19 protein-coding genes and 1 tRNA gene are annotated in these 25385 nt (G+C 71.7%); 16 read left to right on the top strand and 4 right to left on the bottom strand.

What is annotated here, in order from left to right; all coding sequences use genetic code 11:
* Window positions 1-55: 55 nt before the first annotated feature.
* Genes BGO46_RS02225 through hemL form a run of 7 tightly spaced genes read left to right on the top strand, consistent with a single transcriptional unit; the run spans window position 56 to window position 7363 of the window.
* Window positions 56-1396 (top strand): FAD-dependent oxidoreductase, encoded by a 1341-nt coding sequence (locus BGO46_RS02225; protein WP_299985225.1) that lies wholly within the window; start codon window positions 56-58, stop codon window positions 1394-1396.
* Complete coding sequence (hemQ, locus tag BGO46_RS02220) at window positions 1393-2100, top strand: hydrogen peroxide-dependent heme synthase (RefSeq protein ID WP_292677656.1); 708 nt, start codon at window positions 1393-1395, stop codon at window positions 2098-2100. Before BGO46_RS02225 ends, hemQ begins: the two co-directional genes overlap by 4 nt.
* The gene (locus tag BGO46_RS02215) at window positions 2100-3326 is read left to right on the top strand and encodes a ferrochelatase (protein ID WP_292677658.1); all 1227 of its coding nucleotides are present in this window, start codon (window positions 2100-2102) and stop codon (window positions 3324-3326) included. Before hemQ ends, BGO46_RS02215 begins: the two co-directional genes overlap by 1 nt.
* A complete protein-coding gene (gene hemC / locus BGO46_RS02210) occupies window positions 3323-4264 on the top strand; it encodes a hydroxymethylbilane synthase (RefSeq protein WP_292677660.1) in 942 nt (313 codons plus the stop codon). Before BGO46_RS02215 ends, hemC begins: the two co-directional genes overlap by 4 nt.
* Window positions 4261-5070, top strand: coding sequence for a uroporphyrinogen-III synthase (locus BGO46_RS02205; protein ID WP_292677662.1), 810 nt, complete (start codon window positions 4261-4263; stop codon window positions 5068-5070). Before hemC ends, BGO46_RS02205 begins: the two co-directional genes overlap by 4 nt.
* Window positions 5067-6062, top strand: coding sequence for a porphobilinogen synthase (gene hemB, locus BGO46_RS02200; protein WP_292677664.1), 996 nt, complete (start codon window positions 5067-5069; stop codon window positions 6060-6062). The genes BGO46_RS02205 and hemB overlap by 4 nt, the downstream gene beginning before the upstream one ends.
* Window positions 6059-7363: a glutamate-1-semialdehyde 2,1-aminomutase gene (gene hemL, locus BGO46_RS02195; protein WP_292677666.1), complete on the top strand. Its 1305-nt coding sequence runs from the start codon at window positions 6059-6061 to the stop codon at window positions 7361-7363. Before hemB ends, hemL begins: the two co-directional genes overlap by 4 nt.
* Here hemL and BGO46_RS02190 read toward each other — a convergent pair whose 3' ends face one another.
* From BGO46_RS02190 to BGO46_RS02180, 3 genes are read right to left on the bottom strand one after another with little or no spacing between them, the layout of a single operon-like run.
* A complete protein-coding gene (locus tag BGO46_RS02190; protein WP_292677668.1) occupies window positions 7364-9352 on the bottom strand; it encodes a glycosyl hydrolase in 1989 nt (662 codons plus the stop codon).
* A complete protein-coding gene (locus BGO46_RS02185; RefSeq protein ID WP_292677670.1) occupies window positions 9349-10068 on the bottom strand; it encodes an HlyD family efflux transporter periplasmic adaptor subunit in 720 nt (239 codons plus the stop codon). Before BGO46_RS02185 ends, BGO46_RS02190 begins: the two co-directional genes overlap by 4 nt.
* The gene (locus tag BGO46_RS02180) at window positions 10065-11714 is read right to left on the bottom strand and encodes a cellulose synthase catalytic subunit (protein WP_292677672.1); all 1650 of its coding nucleotides are present in this window, start codon (window positions 11712-11714) and stop codon (window positions 10065-10067) included. Before BGO46_RS02180 ends, BGO46_RS02185 begins: the two co-directional genes overlap by 4 nt.
* A 208-nt stretch (window positions 11715-11922) precedes the next feature.
* Here BGO46_RS02180 and rsmA point away from each other — a divergent pair, with 208 nt between their 5' ends.
* The 5 genes from rsmA (at window position 11923) to BGO46_RS02155 (ending at window position 18447) form a co-directional block, all read left to right on the top strand.
* A complete protein-coding gene (gene rsmA, locus BGO46_RS02175) occupies window positions 11923-12771 on the top strand; it encodes a 16S rRNA (adenine(1518)-N(6)/adenine(1519)-N(6))-dimethyltransferase RsmA (RefSeq protein ID WP_292677674.1) in 849 nt (282 codons plus the stop codon).
* A 450-nt stretch (window positions 12772-13221) separates the two neighbouring features.
* Entirely contained in the window at window positions 13222-14295 is a 1074-nt protein-coding gene (locus BGO46_RS02170; protein WP_292677676.1) for an aldo/keto reductase, read from the top strand.
* Window positions 14292-15221: a 4-(cytidine 5'-diphospho)-2-C-methyl-D-erythritol kinase gene (locus BGO46_RS02165; protein WP_292677678.1), complete on the top strand. Its 930-nt coding sequence runs from the start codon at window positions 14292-14294 to the stop codon at window positions 15219-15221. The genes BGO46_RS02170 and BGO46_RS02165 overlap by 4 nt, the downstream gene beginning before the upstream one ends.
* A 60-nt stretch (window positions 15222-15281) precedes the next feature.
* Window positions 15282-16595: a GNAT family N-acetyltransferase gene (locus BGO46_RS02160; protein WP_292677680.1), complete on the top strand. Its 1314-nt coding sequence runs from the start codon at window positions 15282-15284 to the stop codon at window positions 16593-16595.
* Between the two features lie 43 nt (window positions 16596-16638).
* Window positions 16639-18447 (top strand): ABC-F family ATP-binding cassette domain-containing protein, encoded by a 1809-nt coding sequence (locus BGO46_RS02155; protein WP_292677682.1) that lies wholly within the window; start codon window positions 16639-16641, stop codon window positions 18445-18447.
* Between the two features lie 18 nt (window positions 18448-18465).
* On the opposite strand, the gene BGO46_RS02150 is transcribed toward BGO46_RS02155, so the two are convergent.
* Window positions 18466-18963, bottom strand: coding sequence for a MarR family winged helix-turn-helix transcriptional regulator (locus BGO46_RS02150; RefSeq protein WP_292677684.1), 498 nt, complete (start codon window positions 18961-18963; stop codon window positions 18466-18468).
* A 171-nt stretch (window positions 18964-19134) separates the two neighbouring features.
* On the opposite strand from BGO46_RS02150, the gene BGO46_RS02145 reads away from it, so the two are divergent.
* The 4 genes from BGO46_RS02145 to BGO46_RS02130 all read left to right on the top strand — a co-directional run bounded on the left by BGO46_RS02145 (window position 19135) and on the right by BGO46_RS02130 (window position 25343).
* On the top strand, window positions 19135-22725 hold the full coding sequence (locus BGO46_RS02145; protein WP_292677686.1) for a glycosyl hydrolase 53 family protein: 3591 nt from the start codon (window positions 19135-19137) through the stop codon (window positions 22723-22725).
* 63 nt (window positions 22726-22788) lie between these two features.
* A tRNA-Gln gene (locus BGO46_RS02140) sits at window positions 22789-22860 on the top strand.
* 1 nt (window position 22861) lies between these two features.
* The gene (glmU, locus tag BGO46_RS02135) at window positions 22862-24334 is read left to right on the top strand and encodes a bifunctional UDP-N-acetylglucosamine diphosphorylase/glucosamine-1-phosphate N-acetyltransferase GlmU (RefSeq protein ID WP_292897065.1); all 1473 of its coding nucleotides are present in this window, start codon (window positions 22862-22864) and stop codon (window positions 24332-24334) included.
* A complete protein-coding gene (locus BGO46_RS02130) occupies window positions 24309-25343 on the top strand; it encodes a ribose-phosphate diphosphokinase (RefSeq protein WP_292897063.1) in 1035 nt (344 codons plus the stop codon). Before glmU ends, BGO46_RS02130 begins: the two co-directional genes overlap by 26 nt.
* Window positions 25344-25385 lie beyond the last annotated feature (42 nt).

Raw genomic sequence — 25385 nt, 5'->3', positions numbered from 1 at the left:
TTTACCCGCCGCGGGCGCCGCGAGGTCACCCGCCGAGAAGGTCGACACCGTCGTCATCGGGGCCGGCATCGCCGGGCTCGTCGTCGCGCACGACCTCGCGCGTGCGGGGCACCGCGTGCGCGTGCTCGAGGCATCCGACGCCGTCGGCGGGCTGCTGCGCCGCGGCACGGTCGCGGGCCTCGACGTCGACCTCGGTGCCGAGTCGTACGCGACCCGCACGGATGCCGTCGCGACCCTCGTCGCCGACGCGGGGCTCGACCTCGAGCTCGTCGCGCCGCGACCGGGCGGCGCCTTCCTCGCCGTCGCGACGGGCGACGGGCCCGTGCGCGCACCGCTGCCGCGGCGCACGGTGCTGGGCATCCCCGCCGATCCGACGGCGCCCGACGTCGTGGCCCTGATCGGCGCGGATGCCGCGGCGCGCGCCGCGGGCGAGCAAGACCTGACGCCCTACACGGACGCCGACGCGGAGCCGTCGCTGTTCGCGCTCGTCGCGCAGCGCTGCGGCACCGTCGTGGCCGAGCGGCTCGTCGACACACTGTGCCGTAGCGTCTACTCGCGGCCGGCATCCGAGGTGCGGCTGTCGGCGCTGCACCCCGGCATGTGGCGCGCCTTCCTCGAGCACGGATCGTTGACGCGGGCCGCCGCCGAGATCGCGCAGACGGCGCGTGCCGGCGCGGCTGTCGGCGGCATCGCGGGCGGCATGTGGCGGCTGCCCGCGGCGCTCGCCGCCGCAGCACACGGCGCCGACATCCGCACGCGGGCCACGGTCGAGGCGATCTCCGACGGGCCGGACGGCCCCATCCTGCACACATCGCAGGGCGACATCGCGGCCGCGCGCGTCGTCGTCGCCACGGGTCCCGCCGCCGCCGACCGCCTGCTGGGCGTGCCCGACGTGGCCCCGGCGCAGCGCGTGCGCGTCGTCGCCGCGGCCGTCGACGCTCCCGCGCTGGACGCACACCCGGTCGGGTCGGGCGTCATCGTCGACCCGGCGCTGCCGACGGCGGCGAAGGCACTCACGCACATCACCGCGAAGTGGGCGTGGGCGGATGCCACGACACCACCCGGCCGCCACCTCATCCGCCTGTCCGCACGCGACGCCGCAGCGGACACCCTGCGCACGCCCGCCGACATCGCCCGAGACGTCACGCTGCTGACCGGTGTCACCATCACCCCGGAGGATGTTGTCGACGTCGTCGCACAGGACTGGACGGATGCCGTCGCCGACGCCACCCCCGGCCGGGCCGCGGCCGTCGAGGCCGCACGCGTCCGTGGCATCCACCATGCCGGCGCCGCCGCGGCAGGTACCGGGCTGGCATCTGTCATCCCGCACGCCCGCGCGCTCGCCGCGCGACTGGCCGAAGAGCTTTCCCCCACCCCCACAAGGAGCAGAGCATGACCGCAGAGTCCGAGATCAACCCCGTCGGCTTCACCCTGTTCGCCGTCCTCGCAGGTCCCCGGCCGCGCCGCGCCGCGCCCGATGCCGCGGCGCTCGACGAACTGGCCGCCGTCATCGCGGGGTTCGAGGCGGAGGGCGTCGTGCTGCGCGGTTTGTACGACGTGACGGGCATGCGCGGCGACGCCGACATCCTCGTGTGGCTACATGAGACCCCCGGGCGTGCCGCGGGCGAGGAACGTCCGCAGGCCCTGCAGAAGGCGCTGCGCGCCCTCCGCCGCACGCGCGTGTTCGCCGACTTCACGAGCGAGTGGAGCGCGATGGGCGTCCACCGCGAAGCCGAGTTCAACAAGCGCCACATCCCCGGATTCCTGCGCGGGGAAGACCCCCGCGGCTGGCTGTGCCTGTACCCGTTCGTGCGCAGCTACGAGTGGTACCTGCTGCCCGACGTGCAGCGCGCGCAGATGCTCGCCGACCACGGCCGCAAGGGCGCGGCGTTCCGCGACGTGCTCGCCAACACGGTGTCGACCTTCGCGCTGAGCGACTACGAGTGGTTGCTGCCTCTGGAGAGCGACAACCTCGTGAGCCTCGTCGACCTCATGCGGGCGCTGCGCGCGACCGATGCGCGCCGCCACGTGCGCGAGGAGGTGCCGTTCTACACGGGCCGCCGCATCGAGCTCGCCGAGCTCACCGAGGTGCTCGCCTGATGACCGTGCAGACCAGCGAGTACCGCAGCAAGGTCGCCCCCGCGAGCCGTCCCGCGCACATCGCCGACGGCGCCCTCGTGCCGGCCGGCACGGCGGCGACCCGCGACGGTGAGCCCTACGCGACCGTGCCGGTCGACTACGACGCGATCCTGCTGCTCGGCTTCGGCGGGCCCGAGGGACAGGAGCACGTGCTGCCGTTCCTGCGGAACGTGACAGCCGGCCGGGGCATCCCCGACGAGCGCCTCGAAGAGGTCGCGCACCACTACCGGCACTTCGGCGGCATGTCGCCGATCAACGAGCAGAACCGCGTGCTGCGCGCGGCGCTTGCGGCGGAGCTCACCGGCCGCGGCCACGACCTGCCCGTCTACTGGGGCAACCGCAACTGGATGCCCTACCTCGACGAGGCGCTGCAACAGGCGTACGACGACGGGCACCGCCGCATCCTCACGATCGCGACGAGCGCGTACAGCTCGTACTCGTCGTGCCGGCAGTATCGCGAAGACCTCGCCGACGCCGTCGAGGCGACCGGCCTTTCCGGCAAGGTCGAGATCGACAAGGTGCGCGACTTCTTCGACCACCCCGGATTCGTGACGCCCTTCATCGAGGGCATCCGTGCCGGCATCCAGACCCTTGCCGAACAGGGCATCACGAACCTGGCGGACGAGGTCGAGATCCTGTTCTCAACGCACTCGATTCCGAACGTGGATGCCGATCGCTCCGGCGCCCCCGAAGACGGGTTCGGCCCCGGCGGCGCCTACCTCGCGCAACACCTCGCGCTCGCCGAGTACATCGTCGGCGAGCTGGGCGGGGTCGCCCCGTGGCAGCTCGTGTTCCAGAGCCGTTCCGGTCCGCCGCAGGTGCCGTGGCTCGAGCCCGACATCAACGATGTCATCGCCGAACTGCCCGCGCGCGGGCGCAAGGCTGCGCTCATCGTGCCGCTCGGTTTCGTCAGCGACCACATGGAAGTGCTGTGGGACCTCGATACTGAAGCCATGGAGACTGCCGCCGAGCACGGCATCGTTGCGGTGCGCACCGCGAGCCCGGGCACCCACCCGGCGTTCGTCGCGGGCCTGGCTGACCTCGTCGAAGAGCGCCTCCACGCGACGCCGGCCGACGAGCGCCCGCACGTGACGGCGCTCGGCCCCGGATACGACGTGTGCCGCGCCAGCTGCTGCGAGAACACGCGCCGTGGCTTCCGCCCGGCGCTCGCGGGGGTCGCGCCGTGACGGCCGCGCCCACCCGTCTCGGCACGCGCGCGAGCCTGCTCGCGACGACGCAATCGGGACTCGTCGCCGATGCCGTGCGCGCCGCGACCGGCCGCGAGGTCGAACTCGTGCCGATCACGACGGCGGGCGACGTGCTCACCGGCCCGCTCGCGCAGCTCGGCGGGACGGGCGTCTTCGTCGCGGCCCTGCGTGAAGCGCTGCTGCGCGGCGAGTGCGACCTCGTCGTGCACTCCATGAAAGACCTGCCCACCGGGGCGGTCGAGGGCCTGAAGATCGGCGCCGTACCGCCGCGCGCACCCATCGGTGACGTGCTGTGCTCGCGCGACGGGCAGACCCTCGCGCAGATGCCGCACGGCGCCGTCGTCGGCAGCGGATCGCCGCGTCGCGTCGCCCAGCTGCTGCGCGCACGGCCCGACCTCGATGTGCGGGGCATCCGCGGCAACGTCGACACGCGCCTGCGCAAGGTCGACGACGGGGAGTACGACGCGATCGTCCTCGCCGCAGCGGGGCTGACCCGCATCGGACGCGTCGACCGCATCGTCGAGACCTTCGACAGCGAGGCCTGGCCGACCTCGGCCGGTCAGGGCGCGCTCGCCGTCGAAGTGCGCACAGACGACCCCTTCGCCGACGAACTTGCGGTGCTCAGCGACGCCGACGCCGAGATCACCGCCCTGCTCGAGCGCGCCGTGCTGCGCGGGCTCGAGGCGGGGTGCGCGGCGCCGGTGGGCATCACCGCCCGCGTCTCCGGTGATGTCGTCGCGCTGCTCGCCGAGGTCTATGCCCTCGACGGCACCGACGCCGTGCGCGTCGAGCAGACGTTCGCCCGCGGCACCGTCGCCGACGACACCGGCAGGCAGGATGCCGCGGCGCAGGTCGTCACGGCGCTGCTCGATGGCGGGGCGGCCTCGCTCGCAGACCTTGCCGGGAGCAGCCGGTGACGGGCGGTCTGCCGGGAGGCCTGGCGGGCGGTCTGGCCGGTGGCTTGGCTGGCGCCCGCGTGCTGATCCCGCGCGGCGGGGAGTGGGGCGCGCGCGTCGCCGACGAGATCGCGCGCCGCGGGGGCATCCCCCTCGTCGCGCCGCTGATCACCTCGGCGCCGCCGCGCGACGAGCACGCGCGTGACGCCGCCTTCGCGGCGCTCGCCGTGGGCGAGTACGACTGGCTGTTCGTGACGAGCGCCGCGAGCGTCGAGCAATTGACCGCGCGCGGCATCACGATCCCCGCGACGACACAGGTCGCCGCTGTCGGGCCCGCCACGGCACGCGCCGTCGCCGCGACCGGCGCCGAGGTCGCGTTTGTCCCGCTTGGTGAGTCGTCGGCGGCAGCGATGGCCGCGCAGTGGTGCGCCGCGCGCACGCCGGAGCAGACCGGGCGTGCCCTCATCATCCGCTCGGATCTTGCCACCGCCTACCTCAGCGACGAGCTCGCCCTGCGCGGCTTCGATGTCGACGTCTGCATCGGCTACCGCACCGTCGGCGTCGACCTGCCCGACGAGGTCGCCGCCGGGCTGCGAGACGGCACGGTCGACATCGTCCTGCTGACCTCGCTCAGCGTCGCGCGCGAACTGCGCCGACAGGTCGGCGCGCTGCACCCGGCTGTGCGGGTAGCCTCGATCGGGCCGGGCACGACCCGCGATGCCGAACGCCTCGGCTTCGCCGTCGCGCACACGGCGCGGACGCAGAGCGTCGACGCCCTCCTGGCGGAACTCGACGCATCCCCAGACCTTCCGGAGGAGTCCCGATGACCGCATTCCCCGACCGCCGACTGCGCCGGCTGCGGCAGACTCCTGCGCTGCGGCGCCTCGTCGCCGAGACCGAGCTGAGCCCGAGCCGGCTCGTGCTGCCCGTCTTCGTCAAGGAGGGCATCGACGCGCCGCTGCCGATCGCGAGCATGCCCGGGGTGAGCCAGCATCCGCTCTCCGGGCTCGCAGCCGTCGTCGAAGAGGCCGTCGCGGCGGGCATCGGCGGCATCATGCTGTTCGGTGTGCCGTCGGCGCGCGACGCGACCGGGACGGGAGCGGTCGACCCGGAGGGCATCCTGAACCGGGCGATCCGAGTCGTGGCCGACGCCGCCGCGGGGCGGATCACGTTGCAGGCCGATCTGTGCCTCGACGAGTTCACCGACCACGGCCACTGCGGAGTGCTCGCCGCCGACGGGGCGGTCGACAACGACGCGACGCTCGAGATCTATGCGCAGATGGCGCTCGCACAGGCGGAAGCCGGCGCCGACATCCTCGGCCTGTCGGGCATGATGGACGGCCAGGTCGCGGCGTGCCGCGCGGCGCTGGATGCCGCGGGCCGGACCGACGTCGTCATCCTCGCCTACTCGGCGAAGTACGCCTCGGCGTTCTACGGCCCGTTCCGCGACGCCGTCGAGTCGACCCTCACGGGCGACCGGCGCACGTACCAACTCGACGCGGCGAACGGCCGCGAGGGTGTGCAGGAGGCCCTCATCGACATCGACGAGGGCGCCGACATCGTCATGGTCAAGCCCGCCGGGCCCTACCTCGACGTGCTCGCGCGCGTCGCCGACGTCTCGAGCGTGCCCGTCTGGGCGTACCAGGTGTCGGGGGAGTACGCCATGATCGAGCATGCCGCCGCGGCGGGCGTCATCGACCGCGAGCGCGCGATCGGCGAGAGCCTCATCGGCATCCGCCGGGCCGGCGCCGAGGCGATCCTGACGTACTGGGCGATCGAGGTCGCCGGCTGGCTGCGCGCGGGGCGGAGCCTCGCATGAGCGCCAACGACGAGCTGTTCGCCCGGGCGCGCGCCGTCATCCCCGGCGGCGTCGACTCGCCCGTGCGGGCGTACGGCTCGGTCGGCGGGACGCCGCGGTTCCTCGTCGAGGCATCCGGCGCATATGTGACGGATGCCGACGGGCGCCGCTACATCGACCTCGTGGCCAGCTGGGGTCCGGCGCTGCTCGGGCACGCGCATCCCGAGGTCGTCGCGGCTGTCGTCGAGGCGGCGGGGCGGGGCCTGTCGTTCGGGGCGCCGACCCCTGCCGAAGCCGAGCTTGTCGAGGAGATCGTGCGGCGCGTGCCGGCCGTGCAGAAGGCGCGGCTCGTCTCGACGGGCACCGAGGCGACGATGACGGCGATTCGCCTGGCGCGCGGCGCGACGGGGCGCGACCTGCTCGTCAAGTTCGCGGGGCACTACCACGGCCACTCCGACGGACTGCTGGCGGCCGCCGGATCGGGCCTGGCGACCTTCGCCCTGCCGGGATCGGCGGGCGTCCCCGAGGCGATCGCGGCGCAGACCCTCGTCGTGCCGTACAACGACCGTGCTGCGCTCGAGGCCGTCTTCTCGGCCCACCCCGGGCGCATCGCCGCCGTCATCACGGAGGCGGCCGCCGCGAACATGGGCGTCGTCGCACCCGCGCCGGGCTTCACGACGTTCCTCGCCGACCTGTGCCACCGCGAGGGGGCGCTGCTGATCAGCGACGAAGTCCTCACCGGCTTCCGCGCCGCCGCGGGTGGCTACGCGCAGGTTCTCGCCGACGCGGGGGAGCAGGTCACTCCCGACCTCGTCACCTTCGGCAAGGTCATCGGCGGCGGACTGCCCGTCGCGGCCGTCGGCGGTCGTGCCGACGTCCTCGACCTCCTCGCGCCGACCGGGCCGGTGTACCAGGCCGGGACGCTCAGCGGGAACCCGGTCGCGGTTGCCGCAGGCCTCGCGACGCTGCGCATCGCCGATGACGCCGTGTACGCGCGACTGGCGCAGGCATCCGATGCCCTGTCTTCGGCCGTGGGCGACGCACTCGACGCCGCGGGCGTGCCGCACGTCGTCCAACGCGCGGGGACGCTGTTCAGCGTCTTCTTCGGGGCGGAGGTCTCCGGCGGCGTGCCCGACTACGCGACGGTGCAGCGGCAGGATTCCGCCGCCTACGGCCGGTTCTTCCACGCGATGCTGGATTCCGGAATCTCCCTGCCCCCGTCGGCGTTCGAGGCCTGGTTCGTCACGGCCGCGCACGACGACGAGGTCATCGACCGCATCGTCGAGGCGCTGCCGGGCGCGGCGCGTGCCGCAGCGGGCTGATCACCAGCCCCGTAACTGCACGGCCGCGACCCACGCCTCCGCGAGGGCCTTCGACCACCCGTCGTCGAACTCGGTGCGGTCGGCGAGCGCCTCTGCCGCGGCGCTCGCCGCCTCGGCGCCCGCGAGCGCGGAGTAGCCCTGCACGTAGTCGCCCAGCGCGCCCGTGAAGGCCGTGGCCCCGGCATCCGCGACGTTCTTCGCGACGCGGTCGGGATCGGCGCCCAGGTACTCGAGCGACACGGGGCCGAGCGGCAGCAGCTGTATGCCGAGGATCGCCGATGACTCGGCGCTGAACCACGTCGCGTAGTCGCGCTTCGAGCTCCAGTTCATCGACACGATCGTGTGGGCGTAGCCGGCCGGCAGGGTCTCCGGCTCGAGCCACAGCGTGCGCGCGGCATCCGCTTCGGTGGACAGCAGCCACGTCGCCTGCTGAAGCAGCTCGGCGTCGCCCGCCGACTGCGCCCACAGCGCCGCGCCGTTCCAGGCGGCGACGGCCTCCGAGCTCGACTCCTGATTGTTACCGTCCGCGAACGGCGACAGCCCGGATGCCCACGAGTGTCCGCGATACGGGTCGAAGGTGCGCAGCGCCGGCAGCTGTGCGCCCGCCGTGCCCGCCGCCCCCGTCACGATGTCGGCGGCGAGCAGCGTCATGACGGGGCGGAGGTCGTCGATGCGCTCGGGGCGCGCCTGCGCGAGGATGCCCGCCGCCTCGAGGAAGTATCCGTAGTGGAAGTGGTGGTCGTTGCCCTCCTCCGAGCCGAACCCCACGACCTTCCCGACGACGAGGCGCAGCCGGTCGTCGTAGACGAAGCACCGCTCGGCGCGCGTCTTGCAGCCGGCGGGGTCGAGCCAGGGCGTCAGCTCGTCGTCGAGGCGGTCGATGATCTGCTCGGCGAGGTCGGTTGCACCGAGCGCGACGGCGAGCTCGTACATCGACGCCAGTCGGGCGAGCGCCTTGCCGGCGAAGTAGGTGTCGGCCGGGAGGGGGCCGGTTGCGGTCACGTCTGCCTCGAGCTGGGTCCGGATGCGGGTGCGGGTGGCGTCGTCGAGGCCGTCGAAGTCGTAGCGCGATGCGGGGGCGACGACGGGCACGCTGCGCGTCAACTCGGCGCCGCGGCACGCGCTCACGGTGCCGTACGGGGTCTCGAACATGCCGAGGTCGCAGGTGCCCGCCGTGGTCATGCCGGGGAACGGGACGACGACGGTGTCGGCCGTGCCGGTGTACTGCAGCGTCGTGATGCTCGCGCCTTCCTGCTCCGCAGAGGTCGCCTCGACGCCCGCGACGGGGTCGCCCATCGCATCGAGCCAATCCGCCGCGGCGGCGTCCTCCGGGATCGGGGCGAGCTGGGCGGCATCCCCCTCGTACAGCGTCACAGTGGACCCGGCTGCCACGGTGTTCGGTGCGGACAGCACGAAGGTGCGCTCGCCGTGCGCGAGCTGCCACCCGTCGCCCAGCGCCTCGGGCGGGGCGGGGAGGGTGAGCGTCGTGTCGCGCATCGCGCGGATCGTGACGATCGGCGAGCCCTCCGCGAGCGTGACCAGTGCGAGCGCGCCGGCCTCGTCGGCGTACGCGATCGTGACCGAAACGGGGTCGGTGCGCACGACGGTGCGGGTGAGGTCCTGCCCATCGCCGAGCGTGATCTCGAGGCCGCCGGTGAACGACGCCCCGATCGTCGCCTCGTCGACCGTCACGGCCGGGACCTCCACCGAGAAGCCCGTGCCTGTCGGCGCGAACGCGAGCGGGAACGGGTACACCGGCAGGTCGTCGGTCGAGAACGCGAGGCTCGAGTACCAGCGGTTGGTCGGCGGCGCGACATCGGCGGCGACGGCGACCGTCCCGGGCTCGGCGACGCGCTCGACCGGCAGGGTGCCGAGGTCGAGGCTCGGCGGGGTGACGGCAGGCGAGGCGGTCCCACCCGCAGCGGTGCACCCGCTGAGCGCGAGCGCGGCAGCGGTGAGCAGGACGAACATGCGGCGGATGCCGCTCACAGGCCCACCTTCGCGATGAAGTCCGCAAGCGCATCGTGCAGCCCTGCGAGCGGGCCGTCGTCGCGGAGCCGGAGGGTCACGACGACGGGCGTACCGGGCTGGAAGAGGCCGTCCGCCGTGGCATCCGTCAGTTCGTCACTGGTCAGCGTCACGGTCGCGGCCGCCCGCCCGTCCGTCGTCGCGACGTCGACGGAGGAGACATCCGCCGTGAGCGTCGACCGGTTCGGCAGCTCGACTTCGGCGGTGGTGCCGACCGCGATGCGGGCGTAGTCGCGCGGCGTCAACAGGAACTCGCCCTCGACGGTCAGTGAGGCGTCGCGCGAGACCGTCCCGAGCACGCCGCCGGACTGCGCGAACCCGCCCTGCGGAACGCGGATGTCGGACAGGATGCCGTCGACGGTGGCCGTGATCGTCGTCGTGCCGTCGGCGTCGCCCGCGCTGTCGGAGACGACGCCCATCGCGATGTCGCGCTGGAGCTGCGGGCTGCTCACCTCGAACAGTGCTTCACCGGCCGTCACGTGGTCGCCGGCGTGCGCGAACTGGGCGGTGACGAGGCCACCGTAGTCGGTGCCGACGGGGTACTCCTGCGCCACGATCGTCGCGCTGACGCTGCGCACGGAGTTCTGCCGCTGCGTGAAGAGAACGGTGCACGCTGCGACGATGACGAGGGTGATGACCAGGCCCAGTGCGAGCTTGCCCCGCGCGCGCCACGTCATGACCGGGCCCCCACTCCGACGGGTTGTCTGCGGGCTCTGCGCCGGGGCGGGGGCGGCGGTGCCTCGTCCTTGACGGTCACGAGCGGCACGGGCCGCGCGATCACCGTGATCGGCGTGCTGTCGACGACGGGTTCGGGCGCGGCGACGGCGGCGGCCGGGTGCGCGATCGCGTGTGCCTCGCGGGCCGCCGTGACGACGAACGACCCGAGGATGATCGTGTTCGTCGCGTTCCACGCCGTCGCGAGGGTCATCTCGCCGATCCCGATGTCGCGCCACACGCCGACGGCGGTCGTGAGCGCGAGGAAGACGAAGAACAGCACCTGCGGGATGATGAACTCGAACGGCGATCGGCGCGACGCGCTGCCGGTGACGTGCCAGCCGACATCCTTCCCCGTCACCACGTTCCACAGGGCTTTCGTGTAGATCGGGAACGACACCGTCGCGAGGGTCAGCGTCTCCCACCGGAACGAGCCCACCGCGAACCACGCCAGCAGGATCTGCATGACGTAGAAGCCCGCGTAGTACAGGGCCCACGTGAACACCGTGATCTCGAGCGTCATGGGCCGCAGGTCGAAGTAGATCTCCAGTGGCGGCACGAGGAGGAGCAGAAGTGGGCAGATCCCGGTGAGGTAGAACGTCGCCGTCACGAGGTACTGGATGCGCTGATCGGGTGTCAGGCGCCGACGCGGCGAGAGCGGGTTGTGCTGCAGCAGGATCTCGAACCCGCCCGTCGCCCAGCGCAGCTGCTGCTTGCTGTACGCCTCGATCGTCTCGGGCGCCTCGCCGATCGCGAGGACATCGGAGAGGTACACCGACCGCCAGCCCCGCTCGTGCAGGCGCAGCGAGGTCCAGACATCCTCCGACTTCGAGTCCGTGCACACGCCGCCGACGTCGTCGATCGCGCGACGACGGAACATGACGTTCGTTCCGACGCAGAACGCGGCGTTGAACCGGTTGCGTCCCGGCTGGATGAACCGGTAGAAGACCGTCTGCATGTAGGCGGCGCCGCGCGCGACGACCGTCGTGAGGTTGCCGTAGGCCTGTGGTGACTGCACGAACGCGACGTCGTCGTGCGCGAAGAACGGCAGCATCTCGACGATGAGGTTCTCCTTCGGGACGAAGTCGGCGTCGAGGATGACGAAGAACTCGCCCTTCACGATCGAGAGCGCGTGGTTGATGTTGCCGGCCTTCGCTCCGTTGGAGCTGAGCCGGCGGACGTAGCTCGCACCCTCTTCGGCGGCGAGGATGCGCACCTCGTCTGACCGGCCGTCGTCGAGCACCCACGTGCGGTGCGCACCGCGCATCGCGACGGCGGCGCGCACCGTCTGGCGGATGGTCTCGACGTCCTCGCCGTACACCGTGATGAAGACGTCGACGATGACAGGTGCGCCCGCCAGGTGCACCGTGTCATCGCCGTCGCCCGCGCCCGGCATGAGCCGCGCGGCCGCGTCGTGGAAGACGTAGTCGCGCGGGTCGCTCGATCCGGACAGGATCGTCCACATCGCCAGCAGCGCCTGTGCGACGAGGATCGTCTCGGCGGTGATGACCATCGCGTAGGGCAGCAGGTCGCCCCGGTGCGAGGGATCCAGCAGGAACCCCGCGTAGGCCAGGATGCCGATCGTCCCGATCAGCACCAACAGCACCATGACGGGACTCGGACCCCGTGATGGTCTCGTCGGATGGACAGCCCTCAGCTCTGTCGCTCGTGCCATGTCTACCCCCCGGTTGATGGCATGTATGCGGGCGGCGACGTCGGCGCTCATAACCAGGGTGCGCGACCGCGCGGTCACTGTGGTTCCAGTCCGGTGAACATCATGTGACGAACTGCTGTGTGTCGGTCGGTACGCTCGATGCATGCCCGTGACCCTCCTCGGCGCCACCGAGATCCGCGCCCTCGCCGCCGAACTCGACGTGACGCCCACCAAGAAGCTGGGGCAGAACTTCGTCGTCGATGCCAACACGGTGCGCAAGATCGTGCACGCGGCGAGCGTCGTGGCATCCGACCGTGTCGTCGAAGTGGGGCCGGGACTCGGGTCGCTCACCCTCGCGATCCTCGAGACCGGTGCGACCGTGACGGCCGTCGAGATCGATCATCGGCTCGCCGAGAAACTGCCCGCAACGGCCGCCGCGCACGGGGTGCCAGGCGGGGCGCTGACGGTCGTCGACGCCGACGCGCTGCGGGTGACCGAGCTGCCGGGCTCGCCGAACGTGCTCGTCGCGAACCTGCCGTACAACGTGAGCGTGCCGGTGCTGCTGCACTTCATGGAGACCTTCGCCGGCATCGAGCGCGGCGTCGTCATGGTGCAGGCCGAGGTGGGCGAGCGGCTCGCCGCCCCGCCCGGATCGAAGGTGTACGGGTCGCCGAGCGTCAAGGCCGCATGGTACGGCCCGTGGCGGCTGGCCGGCACCGTCTCGCGCCAGGTGTTCTGGCCCGTGCCCAACGTCGACAGCGTGCTCGTCGGCTTCTCGCGGGACGCTGCGCCGCGCGGCGACGAGGCCCTGCGCCGCGCGACGTTCCAGATCGTGGATGCCGCGTTCGGTCAGCGCCGCAAGATGCTGCGCCAGGCGGTCGCCCCGGTGCTCGGCGGTTCCGCGGCATCCGCCTCTGCCGTGCTCGAGGCCGCCGGGGTCGACCCGACCGCGCGCGGCGAGCAGCTCACGATCGACGACTTCGTCCGCATCGCCCGCGCCGCCGCGGTCTGACCTGCGGCTGGTTTTGGTGGCGCGACGGACCACCTCGGGCCGCTTGAGCTGGTCGGCGGCGCCACCCCGATCGTTTTGGTGGCGCGAATGCGCCCCTGGCATCCCTCGAGGGGTGCATTCGCGCCAACCATTTGTGGCCCCGCACAGGTGGGTGGCGCCCCCGACCACCTCGGGGTGCTTGAGCTGGTCCGCAGCGCCACCCCGATCGCGCGCGCTGGAAGCAGGTGGCGCCCCCGACCACCTCGAGCCGCTTGAGTTGGTCGGCCGCGCCACCTCGATTGCCCCGGCTGGTTTTGATGGCGCGAATGTGCCCCTGGCATCCCTCGAGGTGCGCATTCGCGCCAACAGAACACCCCGCCCAGAAAGTTGATGGCGCGGATGCCTGCCTCAGCAGCCGCGAGGGGCGCATTCGCGCCACCCTTTCGGCGCTCGCGTCGGTAGCCTGGAGCGATGACCGACTTCGAAGACCGCTTCCCTCCGACGCGCGGCGGCGACCTGCACCGCCCGTACAACGCAGCCGAAGACCGCTACGTCGGCACCGGCTACCGCCAGGTCGGCACGAGCGGCCTGTTCCTGCCGCCCCTGTCGCTCGGCCTGTGGTGGAACTTCGGCGACAACATCCCGTTCGACAACCAGCGCGCGCTGCTGCGCCACGCCTTCGACCGGGGCATCACGCACTTCGACCTGGCCAACAACTACGGCCCGCCGTATGGCAGCGCCGAGACGAACTTCGGCCGCATGATGCGCGAGGATTTCGCTCCCTACCGCGATGAGCTCATCATCTCGTCGAAGGCCGGCTACGACATGTGGGCAGGTCCCTACGGCCAGTGGGGCTCGCGCAAGTACCTGCTCGCGAGCGCCGAGCAGTCGCTCACCCGCATGAGCGTCGAGTACGTCGACATCTTCTACTCGCACCGCTACGATCCGGTCACCCCGCTCGAGGAGACCATCGGCGCGCTCGACACCCTCGTGCGCCAGGGCAAGGCGCTCTACGTCGGCATCTCGTCGTACTCCGCCGAGCGCACCGCCGAGGCGAAGGCGATCGCCCGCTCGCTCGGCACGCCGCTCGTGATCCACCAGCCGGCGTACTCGATCCTGAACCGCTGGGTCGAGGACGGTCTCACCGGCGTCCTCCGCCAAGAGGGCATGGGCGCGATCGCCTTCACGCCGCTCGCGCAGGGCCTGCTGACCGACAAGTACCTCGGTGACGGCACCGCCGACCGGTCGCAACAGCGCTCGTCGCTGCCGGGCCGTCAGCTCAGCGCGAAGGCCCTCTCGGCCCTGCGCAGCCTCGACGTCATCGCGAAGGAGCGCGGCCAGACGCTCGCGCAGTTCGCGATCCAGTGGGTGCTGCGCGATGAGGTCGTCACCTCGGCGCTGATCGGCGCCTCGCGGGCCGCGCAGCTCGACGAGAACATCGCCGCGCTGAACGGCCCGGCGTTCACGACCGAGGAACTCGAGCAGGTCGACGCCGTCGCGGACTCGATCGACGTCGACCTGTGGGCGGAATCGGCGAACGCGTGAGCCTCGCCGGCGAGATCTCGCGTCGGGTGCACGTGCGGGCGCCCGGCAAGATCAACATCGCCTTCGACGTCGGCGACGTGCAGCCCGACGGCTACCACGACGTCGCGTCGGTCTACCAGGCCGTCGCCCTGTACGAAGACCTCTGGGCATCCACCGCGCGCGTCGACGAGATCGACGTGACCGGTGACGTCGACGTGTCCGGCGTGCCGCTGGACGGGTCGAACCTCGCGCTGCGCGCGGCGCGGCTCGTCGCCGATCACGTGGGGTTCGACGGGGGCATCCGCCTGCAGATCCACAAGGGCGTGCCCGTCGCCGGAGGCATGGGCGGCGGCTCGGCGGATGCCGCGGCCGCCCTCGTCGCCGTGAACGAGCTGTTGGATGCCGGGTTGACGTCGCTCGAGCTGCAAGAGCTCGGCGCGCAGCTCGGCGCCGACGTGCCGTTCGCGGTGCTCGGCGGGACGGCGATCGGCACCGGCCGCGGCGACGAACTCGCGCCCGCCCTCGTGCGCGGCCGGTTCGACTGGGTGCTGGCCACGAGCGGCGAGGGCCTGTCGACCCCCGAGGTGTACCGCGAGCTCGACCGGCTGCGGGCGCTGCCCGACATCGCCCCGCCGCACGGCGTGCCGCGGGTCGACCCGGCCGTGTTGCAGGCGCTGCGCGCGGGCAATCCCGAGCAGCTCGCCGACGCCGTCCGCAATGATCTGCAGCAGGCGGCGCTGTCGCTGCGGCCCGATCTCGCGCAGGTGCTGCGCGCGGGCGACCAGGCGGGAGCACTCGCGGGCATCGTGTCGGGTTCGGGCCCGACGGTCGCGTTCCTCGCCGCCGACGAGCACGCCCGTGACGACCTCGCCGACGCGCTCGCGGCACGGGGCCTGCGCGCGTTCGTCGCGCACGGGCCCGTCCCGGGCGCGCGCGTCGTGCCGTGACCTCAAGTGAAGACCTCGAAGAAGGCCTCGCCGACGACTTCACAGACTCCAAGGAGACCCATGACCGACCTCGCCGCGGCTTTTCACACGGCCGACATCGACGCCCAGACCAGCGCGGCGCTCGCCGCGCACGGCCTCACCGTCGCGCGCGTCGACGACACGTCGCGTGCCGAGAACGACGCATGGCTGGATGCCGTGTCGCGCGGTTTCCTCGACGGCGAACGCAACGAGGCGCAGCGCGCAGCGTTCTTCGAGCGCACCGAAGCGCGTCGCAAGCTCGGCGTGTACGACACCACCGCGCCGCTGGCGCAGACGCCCGTCGCGACGTTCGCGTCGTGGGCGGCCGAGCTGACGCTGCCGGGTGGTGCCGTTCCCGCGTGCGCCATCAGCTCGGTCACGGTCGCGCCGACGCACCGGCGCCGGGGCATCCTGCGCGCCGTCATGGCCGGCGAGCTGCGCACGGCCGTTGATCGCGGCATGCCGGTCGCGGTGCTGACCGTGAGCGAGTCGACGATCTACGGCCGGTTCGGGTTCGCGCCCGCGGCCGCCGCCGCGCAGTGGGAGCTCAACGTCCGGCGCGCCCGCTGGATCGGTCCCGTCGCGCCGGGGCGCATCGACTTCGTCACGCGCGAGCAGGGGCGCGATGCCGCCGCCGCACTGCACGAGCGGGTGCGGCTGGCCTCGCCCGGCGAGATCGACATGCCGACCGGCCACTGGGACCGCTTCTTCGGTACACGAGCGGATGCCGAGAAGGCCGAACAGCTGCGCGTCGTGCAGTATCGCGGCGAGGACGGCGAGGTCGACGGCATCGCGCTGTACCGTGTGACCGAGAACCACGACGACTTCACGGCATCCACGGTCGACATATCGTTCCTGCTCGCGGCGACCGACGAGGCCTACGCCGGGCTGTGGCGGTTCTTCCTCGAGATGGACCTCATCGGCACGATCCGGGCATCCGAACTCGCCGTCGACGAGCCGCTGTGGTGGATGATCGCCGACCAGCGCGCCGCGACGATCACCATCCGCGACCACCAGTACGTGCGCATCCTCGATGTGCCGGCCGCGCTCGCCGCGCGCACGTACGACGTCGCCGACAGTGTCGTCTTCGAGGTGGCCGACCCGCTCGAGATCGCGGGCGGCACGTTCCTGTTGTCGACGGATGCCACGGGTGCGGCATCCGTCGACCTCGTCGATGACCCGCCGATCGGACTGCCCGTCGTGCGCCTGGGCGTCGCGGAGCTGTCGTCGATGCTGCTGGGCGGCGTCTCGGCGGTCACGCTCGCCCGCGCGGGCCGCATCGAGACTGACGACCCCGCGCGCATCGCGCGGCTGTTCGCGACGCCCGCCGCCCCGCGGCTCAGCTTCTGGTACTGACGCGGCGGGTGCCTGGCATCCGCTCGCGTACCCTGGATGAGACATGGCCCATCTGCTCGGCGGCGAGAGCCTCCATCTTGAGTTCCCCACCAGAGTCGTCTTCGACGCCGTCTCACTCGGCCTCGACGAGGGCGACCGCATCGGCATCGTCGGGCGCAACGGCGACGGCAAGTCGTCGCTGCTCGCGATGCTCTCGGGGCGGCTCGAGCCGGATGCCGGGCGGGTCACCGTCCGCGGCGGGGTCACGATGGGCGTGCTCGACCAGGCCGACGTCCTGGACGACGACGACACCGTCGGCCACGCCGTCGTCGGCGAGGTCCCCGAGCACGAGTGGGCGGGCTCAGCGCGCATCCGCGATGTCATCGCGGGGCTGGTCACAGATCTGCCGTGGGATGCCCCGCTCGGCACCCTCTCGGGCGGGCAGCGCCGCCGCGTCGCGCTCGCGCGGCTTCTCGTCGGCGACTGGGATGTGCTGGCGCTCGACGAGCCGACCAACCACCTCGACGTCGAGGCGATCGCCTGGCTCGCCGCGCACCTGAAGACCCGGTGGTCGAAGAACGCGGGTGCCCTGCTGGTCGTCACGCACGACCGGTGGTTCCTCGACGAGGTGTGCACGACGACGTGGGAGGTCCACGACCGCATCGTCGAGCCGTTCGAGGGCGGCTACGCGGCGTACATCCTGCAGCGCGTCGAGCGCGACCGCCAGGCCGCCGTCATCGAGCAGCGCCGGCAGAACCTCGCCCGCAAGGAGCTCGCGTGGCTGCGCCGCGGCGCGCCCGCCCGCACCTCGAAGCCGAAGTTCCGCATCGACGCCGCGAACGAGCTCATCGAGGATGTGCCCGAGATCCGCGACAAGGTGTCGTTGCAGTCGCTCGCCGTCTCGCGCCTCGGCAAAGACGTCGTCGACCTGCTCGATGCGGGCGTCGCGTACGACGGCCGAGAGATCCTGCGTGACGTCGAGTGGCGCATCGCGCCGGGGGAGCGCACCGGCATCCTCGGTGTCAACGGCGCCGGAAAGTCGACGCTGCTGGGGCTCGTGGCAGGCACCGTCGAACCGACCAGCGGACGCGTCAAGCGCGGCAAGACCGTCAAGGTCGCGACCCTCACACAGCGCATGGACGAGCTCGACGAGCACCTGAACGACCCCGTCCGCGTCGTCATCTCGGGGCTGCGCACGAGCTACACGATCGGTGCCGGCTCGAAGGCGACCGAGCTGACACCCGGCCAGCTGCTGGAGCGCATGGGCTTCAGCTCGGCGCAGCTGTCGACGCCCGTGAAGGACCTCTCCGGCGGGCAGCAGCGGCGCCTGCAGCTGCTGCTGATCCTGCTCGATCAGCCCAACGTGCTGATCCTCGACGAGCCGACGAACGACCTCGACACCGACATGCTCGCCGCGATCGAAGACCTCCTCGACTCGTGGGCCGGCACGCTGCTCGTCGTCAGCCACGACCGGTACTTCCTCGAGCGCGTCACCGACCAGCAGTACGCCGTGCTCGGCGGACACCTGCGGCACCTGCCCGGCGGCATCGACGAGTACCTGCGGCTGCGCGACCGTGAGCGCTCGTCGGGCACGACGAGCAAGGGGGATGCCTCGGCATCCGCCCCCGCAGCCTCGGCCGCGCCCGCCCTCGCGGGTGCGGAGCGTCGCGCCGCCGAGAAGGAGCTCACCGCCGCCGAGCGCCGCATCGAGAAGCTGACGGCGCAAGCGGATGCCGCGCGCACAGCGCTCGCCGACCACGATCAGTCCGACTACGCCGGCCTGGGCGAGAAGATGAAGCAGATCGGCGAGCTCGACGCCGAGATCGCCGCCCTCGAAGAGCGCTGGTTCGTCCTCACCGAGCAGCTCGGCTGAGCCGACGAGCGACGCGGGTCAGGCGTCGAAGCTCAGGCTGAGCTTGCGCAGCAGGCCGGCGAGGCGCTCGCGGTCGCCGCGTGAGAGGACGCCCAGCAGCACGGCCTCGGCGTCGACGAGGCGCGTGATCGCGGCATCCACGCGCGTCTTGCCGTCGTCGGTGATCGTCACCAGCACGCTGCGGCCGTCGGCCGGATCGGCCTCGCGGCGGACGAGTCGGCGGCCGACGAGTCGATCGATCCGGTTGGTCATCGTGCCGCTCGAGACGAGCGTCTGCTGCAGCAGTTGCTTGGGGCTCAGCTGATACGGCTCGCCCGCGCGGCGCAGCGCCGACAGCACGTCCCATTCCCACGGCTCGAGATCGCTGCGGCGAAAGGCCTCGCGGCGGGCCCGGTCGAGATGACGCGACAGGCGATCGACGCGCGACAGGACCTCGAGGGGAGAGAAGTCGAGGTCGGGGCGCTGCGTGCCCCACGCGTCGACGATGCGGTCGACTTCGTCGTGCTCGGTGGCCATCTCCCCATCATCCCAGGTCGCGACAGTCGTCGAGGCGACGCGTGATATCGATAACACTTCGATAACGGATGCCGCGATCATCTATCTCACCGACCCGCACCAGCGCCACACTGTGACCGGTAACAGTCACGTCGCGCAGCCGCGACGGAGATCGAAGGAGATCGCTTCAGCATGCGCACCCTCACCCGGATCACGGCCGGCGCCGCCATCACGACCCTCGCCCTGGTCGGTCTCGTCGCTCCCGCAGCATCCGCCGCCGACGGCCCCGTCGAGGCCGGGATCACCGTCCCCAAGGTCGAGAACCTGCCCGATGACTTCATCAACGGCGTCGACGTGTCGTCTGTGCTCTCGCTCGAGGAGTCCGGCGTGGTCTTCCGCGACGACGATGGCGAGCCCGCCGACCTCTTCGACGTGCTGAAGGAGCACGGCATCACCGACGTGCGCGTGCGCGTGTGGAACGACCCGTACGACGCCGACGGACACGGTTACGGCGGCGGTGACGTCGACGTCGCCCGCGCCGTCGAGATCGGCGAGCGTGCGACGGCGGCGGGCCTCGGCGTGCTCGTCGACTTCCACTACTCCGACTTCTGGGCCGACCCGGGCAAGCAGAAGGCGCCCAAGGCGTGGCAGAGCCTGTCGGTCGCCGACAAGGCCGCCGCTGTCGAGGACTACACGACGGATGCCCTCGAGCAGTTCGCCGGCGCCGGCGTCGACGTCGAGATGGTCCAGGTCGGCAACGAGACCAACAACGGCATCGCGGGGGTGACGGGCTGGGCCAACATGGCGCAGATCTTCTCGGCGGGCTCGGCCGCCGTCCGCGATGTCTTCCCGGACGCTCTCGTCGCCCTGCACTTCACGAACCCCGAGACGGCCGGCCGATACGCGGGCTACGCCGCGAACCTTGCCTCCGCGGGCGTCGACTACGACGTGTTCGCCTCGTCGTACTACCCCTACTGGCACGGGTCGCTCACGAACCTCACGAGCGTGCTGAAGAACGTCGCCGACACGTACGGCAAGAAGGTCATGGTCGCCGAGACCAGCTGGGCGTACACGCTCGAAGACGGTGACGGCCACGGCAACACGATCGACCTGCCGAGCGAGGCGACCCAGTACCCGGTGAGCGTGCAGGGCCAGGCATCCGCCGTGCGCGACGTGATCCAGGCGGTCGCGAACGTGGGTGCCGCGGGGATCGGCGTCTTCTACTGGGAGCCCGCGTGGCTGCCGGTGGGCACGCCCGACCAGCTCGAGCAGAACAAGGTCCTGTGGGAGCGCGACGGGTCGGGCTGGGCGTCGAGCTACGCCGGCGAGTACGACCCCGATGACGCCGGCGAGTGGTACGGCGGCTCGGCGTGGGATAACCAGGCGCTGTTCGCCTTCGACGGCACGCCCCTCGAGTCGCTCAACGTCTTCGCCTACGCACGCACGGGCGCCATCGCGCCGCGCGAGGTCACGAGCGTCGAGAACCCGACCGTGACGCTGGATAACGGTGCCGACATCACGCTGCCGGCGACCGTCACGATCACCTACAACGACGGCTCGACCGAGCAGGAGGCCGTGACGTGGGCCGAGACGGCGCAGTACATCTCCGGCCCCGGCACGTACTCGATCGCCGGCGTCACGGCATCTGGGCGCACCACGACAGCGACCGTCACGGTGCTGTCGGTGAACGTGCTGCGCAACCCCGGCTTCGAAGACGCCGACACGTCGATGTGGAAGGTGACCGGCTCAGGTCTGACGCTGCGTGCGACGGATGACCCGCGCACGGGCACCCGGTCGGCGCACTTCTACTCGGGCGCCGCCTACACGGCCACGCTGTCGCAGCAGGTGACGGGGCTCGCGGCCGGCTCGTACACAGCATCCGCCGCCCTGCAGGGCGACGGTGAGAACGACTCGAGCATCGCAAAGATCACGCTGCAGAGCGGGACGCAGACCGCCGACGCGCCGTTCGAGCTGAACGGCTGGAAGGCCTGGTCGACGCCGGTGACGGATGCCATCACGGTCGCCGCGAACGGCACCGCCACGGTCACGATCACGCTCAGCCTGCCCGCCGGCGCGTGGGGCACGATCGACGACGTCGTGCTGACGCGCGCCGTCGCCGGCGCCGACACGACCGAGCTTGCGGCCGCCGTCGCTCAGGCGAAGGCGCTCGACCGCGAGGTCGTCACAGCGGCGTCCCTAGTGGATCTGGATGCCGCGCTCGCGATCGCCGAGGTCGTGCTCGCGTCGGCGGCGCCGGCCGCCGACAAGGTCGAGGCCGCCACGGCGCGCCTCGCCGGCGCGTGGGCAGCGCTCGAGCTCGTCGGGGCCGAGCCCGCGCCGACCGTCGTGCCCGCCACGGTGACGGCCGTCGAGGGTGACACCGTCACCCTGCCGGCGACCGTCGACGTGCGCCGCTGGAACGGCGTCACCGACGCGCAGCAGGTCACCTGGGCATCCGTCACCGACCTGATCGCCTCGAGCGGCACCTACACGGTGACAGGTGTCACGGCATCCGGCCTGGCCGCCACCGCGACGGTGACGATCACCGCGCGCGAATGGGTGCGTAACGCCGGGTTCGAGGGTTCCGACACGTCGATGTGGGAGGTCACCGGAACGGGCGCCTCGATCGGCGCGTCGGCGGATGCCGCCGAGGGCGATCGGGCTGTCGCGTTCTGGGCCGATGCCGCGTACACCTTCGCCGTGACGCAGCAGCTCACGGGCGTCGCCCCCGGCACGTACACCCTGTCGGCCACGGCTCAGGGTGACGGCGAAGCCGCCGGCGACACGCTCGTGGTCCGCGCGACGGCGAGCACGGGCATGGTCGACGCAGCTCTCGGCCTCGACGGCTGGCAGGTGTGGCGCACCGGCACGACGCCCGTGTTCACGGTCGGCACCGACGGCGCCCTCACGGTCGCCGTCGTGGGCTCGCTCGCCGCGGGCGCGTGGGGCACGGTCGACGAGGTGCGGCTCGTCCGCGCGGGCGACCGCGTCGACACGGCCGCACTGCAGGATGCCACCGACGCCCTCGACGCGCTGGTTGCCGCCGACTACACCGCGTGGTCGTATGAGCCGGTCGCGCTCGCGGTGCAGCGTGCCCGCATCGTCATCGCCGCCGACTGGCCGACGGCCGAGCAGGTGCAGGCGGCGACGCGTGGCGTCGCAGAGGCATCCGCCGGCCTCGTCCGCACCGACGCCGATACCGCCACCGCCGTTCCCGCAAAGGGCGTGCTGAGCAACGACAACGGCTGGGACACGGGCCTGGCCGACGGCGACTACACCGTGAAGATGAACCTGTTGTGGGGTCAGAACGCGTCGTCGCTGCGGCTGTACGAGAACGGCACGCTCATCGCGACCATGCCGCTCGCGGCGAACGGCACTGCGGCGCAGGAGGCAGCCGTGCACCTCACCGGCCGCACGAACGGCACGTACCGCTACACGGCCGTGCTCGCCAACACGCAGGGCACGACGACGCTGTCCCCGATGACGGTCACGGTGACGGCGGCGAACCCCGGCAAGCCGGTGCTCAGCCACGACAACTACGACGGCGACGGGAACTTCACCGTGACGGCGAACCTGTGGTGGGGCACGAACGCGACCTCCTACCGGTTCTACGCCGACGGCGTGCTCGCCGGCGAGGGAGATCTCACCGCCCACACGCCCGGGCCGCAGTTCGCGAAGCTCGCCGTCACCGGCGCGACGAAGGGCGCGCACACCTACCGCGTCGAGTTCGTGAATGCGGCCGGTGTCACGGCATCCGCACCGCTCACGGTCAAGGTGAAATAGCGGGGCGCAACCGTCGCGCATGGCAGACTGTACGGGCGACCGTGGCACGTCTTCACGGCGCGTTCCGCCGTGGTGTAACGGCAGCACGACAGCCTTTGGAGCTGTTAGGTCTAGGTTCGAATCCTGGCGGCGGAGCATGACGAACACCACGCTCGACTCATCGCTGGCCGTCGTGATCCTCGCGGCGGGGCAAGGCACGCGGATGCGCTCGGCCCTGCCGAAGGTCCTGCACCGCATCGGTGGGCGCCCGCTCGTCGGGCACGTGCTCGACACGGCGCGCGACCTGGCCCCCGGGCACGTGCTCGTCGTCGTGCGGCACGAGCGCGACCAGGTCGCCGAGGCGGTCACCGGCATCGCCGACGAGGTCGTCGTCGTCGATCAGGACGAGATCCCCGGAACGGGCCGTGCCGTCGAGGTCGCGCTCGCCGCCGTGCCCGACTTCGCCGGCGACGTGCTCGTGCTTTCCGGCGACGTGCCGCTGCTGGATGCCGCGACGCTCGAGCGCCTCGTCGCCGACCATCGCGCCTCGCGCGCCGCGGTGACGCTGCTGTCGGCCGTGCTGCCGGATGCCACCGGTTACGGACGCGTCATCCGCGCCGCCGACGGCTCGGTCGCGCGCATCGTCGAGCAGAAGGATGCCACGGCCGTCGAGGCCGCCGTCACCGAGATCAACGCCGGGGTCTATGTCTTCCAGGCGCCCGTAGTGCGTGCGCAGCTCGCCCGCGTGGGCACCGACAACGCGCAGGGCGAGAAGTACCTCACCGACGTGATCGGTCTCGCCCGCGGCGAGGGGCTTGCGGTGACGGCATCCATCGTCGCCGACGTCACGCTGACCCTCGGCGTCAACGACCGTGCCCAGCTCGCCGAAGCGGGCCGCCTGCTGAACGCCCGCACGGTGCGTCGCTGGCAGCTGGAGGGTGCGACGATCCAAGACCCCGCGACGACGTGGATCGACGTCACGGCGACCCTCGCTCCCGACGTGACAGTGCTGCCGAACACACACATCCTGCGCGCGACGGCGGTCGCCTCGGGCGCCGTGATCGGCCCCGACACGACACTCGAAGACTGCGAAGTGGGTGAGAACGCCGTCGTGCGCCGCGCCGATGCGACCCTCGCCGTCATCGGCGCGGGGGCGACGGTCGGTCCGTTCGCGTACCTGCGCCCCGGCACGAACCTCGCGCCGAAGGGCAAGATCGGCACGTTCGTCGAGACGAAGAACTCCACGATCGGCGAGGGCAGCAAGGTGCCGCACCTCTCGTACATCGGCGACACGACGATCGGCCGCGGCGTCAACCTCGGCGCGGGGGCGATCACCGCCAACTACGACGACATCACCAAGCACCGCACCGAGATCGGTGACGAGGTGCACTCGGGCTCGCACAACGTCTTCGTCGCGCCCGTTAGGATCGGAGATGGCGCCAAGACGGGCGCCGGCGCGGTGATCCGCAAGGACGTCCCCGCCGGTGCGCTCGCCCTGAGCGTCGCCCCTCAGCGCAACGTCGAGGGGTGGGTCGAGAATCACCGACCGGGAACGGCGGCGGCGGATGCCGCGGCGCGTGCCCGGTCCGCACAGGAAGCGGACGATGGCGCGCAAGAAGCACACGGTTGACCTGGACGTCGAGCGGGGCATCGCCCCGGGACTCGTCGCCAAGACGAAGAAGCGTCTGGTCGTCGCGAGTGGCTGCTCGCACCCCGCGCTCGCTGAAGAGGTCGCCCTGGCGCTCGGCACCGAGCTCGTGCCCACCGAGCACCGCACCTTCGCCTCCGGCGAGATCCTGACCCGTTTCGAGGTCTCGATCCGCGGCTGCGACGCGTTCCTCATCCAGTCCTTCGGGCCGCCGGTCAACGAGTGGCTCATGGAGCTGCTGATCATGCTGGATGCCGCGAAGCGGGCATCCGCCAAGCGCATCACCGTCGTCGCCCCGTACTACCCGTACTCGCGGCAGGACAAGAAGGGCCGCGGTCGCGAGCCGATCAGCGCACGCCTGGTCGCCGACCTGCTGAAGACCGCCGGTGCCGACCGCGTCATGAGCGTCGACCTGCACGCGGCGCAGATCCAGGGCTTCTTCGACGGCCCCGTCGACCACCTGTTCGCCAAGCCGGTGCTGCTGCAGTACTTCGAAGACACCCTGTCGGCCGAAGACCGCGCCAAGCTCACGGTCGTCTCGCCCGACACCGGCCGCGTGCGCGTCGCCGACCAGTGGTCGGATTCGCTGGATGCCCCGCTCGCGATCATCCACAAGCGTCGTGACCCGAACGTGGCCAACCAGATCACCGTCAACGAGATCGTCGGCCACGTCGCCGGACGCGTCTGCCTGCTCGTCGACGACATGATCGACACGGGCGGCACGATCGTCAAGGCCGCGCAGGCCCTCAAGGCCAACGGTGCCGAGCGGGTCATCGTCGCAGCGACGCACGCGATCTTCAGCGACCCCGCGACGCAGCGTCTGCAGGACCCCGCGATCGACGAGGTCGTCGTCACCGACACCGTCCCGCTGCCGCCCGAGAAGCGCTTCCCCGCGCTGACGATCCTGCCGATCGCGCCACTGCTCGCGCGCGCGATCAAGGAGGTCTTCGAAGACGGCTCCGTCACGAGCATGTTCGACGGGGCTGCCTGACCGTTTCGGCGCGGAGTTCTCTGGGGTGACGCCTCGGCGCAA

This window comes from Microbacterium sp. 70-16, assembly GCF_001898315.1.
GTDB lineage: Bacteria > Actinomycetota > Actinomycetes > Actinomycetales > Microbacteriaceae > Microbacterium.
This window is presented reverse-complemented; position numbering and strand designations above follow the sequence as displayed.